4 protein-coding genes and 1 pseudogene are annotated in these 4287 nt (G+C 68.3%); 2 read left to right on the top strand and 3 right to left on the bottom strand.

The window, feature by feature from the left end; genetic code table 11:
• Positions 1–197: 197 nt before the first annotated feature.
• The 3 genes from QMK24_RS40735 to QMK24_RS40725 all read right to left on the bottom strand — a co-directional run bounded on the left by QMK24_RS40735 (position 198) and on the right by QMK24_RS40725 (position 3096).
• Positions 198–776, bottom strand: coding sequence for a dihydrofolate reductase family protein (locus QMK24_RS40735; RefSeq protein ID WP_283471962.1), 579 nt, complete (start codon positions 774–776; stop codon positions 198–200).
• Positions 777–915: 139 nt separating this feature from the next.
• A complete protein-coding gene (locus tag QMK24_RS40730; protein WP_283471961.1) occupies positions 916–1566 on the bottom strand; it encodes a polysaccharide deacetylase family protein in 651 nt (216 codons plus the stop codon).
• A 495-nt stretch (positions 1567–2061) separates the two neighbouring features.
• Positions 2062–3096 (bottom strand): asparaginase, encoded by a 1035-nt coding sequence (locus QMK24_RS40725; protein ID WP_283471960.1) that lies wholly within the window; start codon positions 3094–3096, stop codon positions 2062–2064.
• A gap of 290 nt (positions 3097–3386) precedes the next feature.
• On the opposite strand from QMK24_RS40725, the pseudogene QMK24_RS40720 reads away from it, so the two are divergent.
• Positions 3387–3569 (top strand): annotated as a pseudogene (locus QMK24_RS40720) (isopenicillin N synthase family dioxygenase); the annotation flags it as partial.
• A gap of 21 nt (positions 3570–3590) precedes the next feature.
• On the top strand, positions 3591–4040 hold the full coding sequence (locus tag QMK24_RS40715; protein WP_283471959.1) for a nucleoside deaminase: 450 nt from the start codon (positions 3591–3593) through the stop codon (positions 4038–4040).
• Positions 4041–4287: the final 247 nt, after the last annotated feature.

Raw genomic sequence — 4287 nt, 5'->3', positions numbered from 1 at the left:
CCGGCGCCGACGTCGGCCACCCCAACGACGCCTTCGACACCGCCGCCATCGTCCACCTCGCCGACCACGAGGCGTGACCGCGCCCAGCCCGCCCAACCGGCAAAGGACCTGCGACGCGCTGCACTAGAGCGTGGGAGTCTCGGGGTCGGTGGCGGCCCATGCCGCGCCGGCTGCGCGGCCGCGCAGCCGCGCGGGGATCATCCCGGTGAGGAAGCCTCAGTACGCTCGTAACGGAGCAGGACGACCCCGTTGCCGAAGGTCCGGGTCTCGGCGAGCCGAAGATTGACCGTGGCGTCCGATGCCTGGAACAGGGGTTTGCCCCGTCCGATGAGGATCGGATGGATGTAAACGCGGAACTCGTCGATCAGGTCGTGCCGCATGAAGGCCGCGGCGAGGTCGGCACCGCCGAGCGCCAGATCTCCGCCCGGCTGCGCCTTGAGCGCCATGATCTCCTCGACGAGGACATCACGCACGATGGTGGTGTTCCAGTCCGTCCGCTCCAGCGTCCTGGAGAACACGATCTTGGGCATGTCCCGCCAGATACCGGCGAACTCGGCCACGGGACCGGTACTTGAGGGATCGGAATCGGCGGTTGGCCAGAACCCGGCCATGAGCTCATGAGTGACACGGCCGGTCAGGAAGCCGCCCATCGACCTGAGCTGCTCATTGAAGTGGCTGTGCAGCTCGTCGTCGACCATGTGCCAATCGATCTGGCGGTCCGGTCCCTCGATGAAGCCATCAAGGGACACCGACATAGACAAGATGATCTTTCTCATCGCGGTCCTCGCCGAAGTGATCCGGGGTCGGGATTCCAGACGGCCGAGCCTATGCCCTGGGGATCCACCACACCGGTCCCCCGCCGGGGTATGGCCCGTTAGAGCGTGCCGGGATGGTCATTTCGCGCGCCCCGCTCCCTCACCGTGCGCAGCCACGGGTGCGTTTCACCATCCTCGCGGCGGTGCGGCGGGCCGACCGGCGCAGGCCGGGCTGTCCGGCCAGCACATCGGTGGTCCACTGCGCATCGATGTCGTGCCGCAGGCTGGTTCTGGCCTGAAGCCAGGAATCCGACCGGGCCGGGCCACCGTCGCTGGTGTACACCTGGCTGGCTCCCGCGCCGCGTAAACGAGTGAGCACCCGGCGGTCGTACGAACCGAACGGAATGGCCACCCGCGTGACCGGATTGCCGATGAGGTCGGACAGCAAACGCGGCGCCTCGATCATCTCCTCGACCGCCTGCGGGTGGTCGACCCGACGCCAGTCACGGTGCGCCCAGCCGTGCGAACCGATCCGCATGCCGGCGTCCAGTAACGTCTGCACATCGTCCACGCTGACCCGGCCCGGTTCGCCGAGCAGACCGGCGAGCACGAAGAACTCCGCTCTCAGGCCGCGCTCCAGCAGCCGTGGCAGGCCGATCTCGACGTCCGAGAGATTGCCGTCGTCAAAAGTGATCCGCACGGCGTCCCGACGCCGCACGGCGTCGAGCACCTGCTCGAACTGTTCGACGGTCACCCATGTGCCGTCCTCGCCGGGATCCAGCGCGCGCGACGGTGCGCCGATGCCGTGCACTGTCAGATTGACAACCTTCGCGGGCATCCCGGGCCTCTCTTCGTCAGCGGGGGTCCCACTCACCCCTATCGGCCGGGCGGCCGTCGAATTACCTCTTGGAGGTCGCGAGCACCCCGGAGAGAGCCAAGAGGGATGCGTTCCGGCCGACGCATGGCGATATTCGGCGTCGTTCAGTACAACGATGGTCACCTGGCCCATCAAACCCAGCGCCGCGTAGCAGCAGATCCGGATGGCCTGCGCGGAGCGCCGGCGGAACCGGTGGACCCACACGACTACCTGCGGTGACGACAGGAACCAACACCGCAACGGTGCTCGTCACTACATCCTGCGTACTCATCGACAGCCCCCCGACTGTTCGCCCCCGTCGGTCATCATCGCATCCCGAGCCGGGCAGGTCGACGGGGCGTGTCAACCCAACTACGCAACGGACAGCCACACTTCGCTCCCCGCCTCGGCTCCGGCTACCCCGCCACAAGCAGGCAGTCAAGTCCGGGTTCAGCCATGCCGGGCGAACGCGGCGGCGATGTCATCGCGGTCCGCGCCGGCCGCGAGCAGCAGCCGGAGCAGGATCCTCGCCTTGTACGGGTCGAGCAGTCCCCCGTTGATCAGTCCGCGTCGCTGCAGGTCGCTCTCCGAGCCGACCGCACTGTAGGTCTTCCGCAGCACCGAACCGGCGCCGGTGCGCGAGGTCAGGACGACCGGGATCCGGTCGGCCAAGGAGCCGAGCACCGGTGCGAGCGCGGACGGCACATGGCCGACTCCGAACCCGGCGACGACCAGGCCCTGATGCGTCCGGTCGAGCCCGTCGAGCAGTACGCCGTCGTCGTCGAGCACGACGGTGTAGAGGCCCACTCGCGCCACGTCGAGCAGTGCCGTCGCGTCGAGCAGTGCCGTCCCACCGAGCAGTGCCGTCCCATTCCGGTTCGGCAGTGGTTCCGGGCGGGGTGGCCGGACCAGGATCCGCACCTGGCCCTCGATGACCTGGCCGATCGGGCCGAGGTTCGGCGAGGCGAAGGTCGCCGTACTCGTGCTGTGGGTCTTGCGGACCCAGCGTGCGGCGTGGATCTCGTCGTTGAATGCGACCAGCGCACCGAGTCCGCGGGCCGGGGGCGACGCGGCGATCTGCGCGGCCGCGAGCAGGTTCGCCGGACCGTCCGGGCCGGCCAGGGTCGGATTGCGCATCGCGCCGGTGAGGACGAACGGTTCCGGGTGCCGCCAGATCAGGTCCACCAGGAAGGCGGTCTCCTCCAGCGTGTCGGTCCCCTGGGTCACGACGACGCCGACCGCACCATCGGCTACCGCCCGCGAGGCGGCCTCCACAAGATCGAGCATCTGTGGGAACGTCAGATTCGAGCTGGGCACGGCCTGCACGTCACGCACATCGAGCGGAACGCCCAGGTCGGCGAGCCCGGGTACGGCCGCGGTGAGATCGCCACCGGTCAACCGGGAAACCACCCCGCTGGCGCCGCCGCCCTCGGCCGCTCCGGCCATCGAGATCGTGCCGCCGAGAGTGAACAGGGCCACACTCACTGACTTGGCCTCTTCTCTGCTCGACTTCTCTGCTCGACCACTTGATGATGCTGCCAGAATCCGACTCGCCGACTCGCCGTCCGCACCACCGTACTGGAGCGAGGCGGACGGGCGAGGAGCGCAATTGATGAGTCAATCCGGTATTCCGACCGTCGATCTCGCCGCGTGGCGTTCCTCGGGTCCCGACGAGCGCGCAAGAACCGCGCGGACCGTGGATCTGGCACTGCAGGACACCGGATTCCTGTTGGTCAGCGGGCACGGAGTTACGGAGCTGCCCGTGCGCATCCGCGACCGGCGGACGGTGGCGCTCCGGCCGCCACCGGGTACTGCCGCCGCCCACCGATGTCCCCGCCGAGGAGCTGATGTTGCTGGTGTACTTCTACGAATGCGACCCCGGCACCTGGATCGCACCCGGTCTTCCGGACTCCCACACGTACCTGCGCACGAAGCTGAACGAGATCGCGACGGGCTGAGACGGGGCCCACAATGACGGTATGGATCCAGCTGACGCCCAGGCGATGCTCGACGTAGCGGTGGAGGAAGCGCGGGCGGGGCTCGCAGAGGGCGGCATCCCGATCGGAGCCGCGTTCTTCGGCGCCGACGGGATGCTGCTGGGGCGCGGACACAACCGCCGCGTCCAGGACGGGGACCCGTCGATGCACGCCGAGACCAACGCCTTCCGGGCGGCCGGGCGGCAGCGCTCATACCAGGGCACGACGATGGTGACGACGCTGTCACCGTGCTGGTACTGCAGCGGGCTGGTCCGGCAGTTCGGAATCTCCCGGGTGGTGATCGGCGAATCGGCGACCTTCCAGGGCGGGCACGACTGGCTGGCCGAGCACGGCGTCGAGATCATCCAACTGGACGACCAGCGGTGCCGGGAGCTGATGGCCGACTTCATCGTGGCCCGGCCGGAGCTGTGGTCCGAGGACATCGGCGAATAGCGGATCCGAAGAGCAGATCAAGGAGTTGAAGCGAACGGCGGTGGGCCGCGAGCCCTGCCCCGGGACACCGTTCCGGAGTGGAGGTTCGGACGGATCCATTGACACGCGAAACACCGCCACTTAGTGCTGAATTCCTCAAATGCAGTAGACGTAACGTCTGCGGAGGTGTCGGGTGGGTGGTGTGGGTCGGCCCCAGATCCAGGGTCTGGCGCGGGCGTTGAGTTGGATTGTCGCGAGTTCGGTGGCG

Origin of the sequence: Streptomyces sp. PH10-H1, assembly GCF_030063355.1 — a bacterium.
Classification (GTDB): domain Bacteria; phylum Actinomycetota; class Actinomycetes; order Streptomycetales; family Streptomycetaceae; genus Actinacidiphila.
Note: the sequence above shows the minus strand (reverse complement) of the source record. Positions and strands in the feature narration are given on the sequence as shown.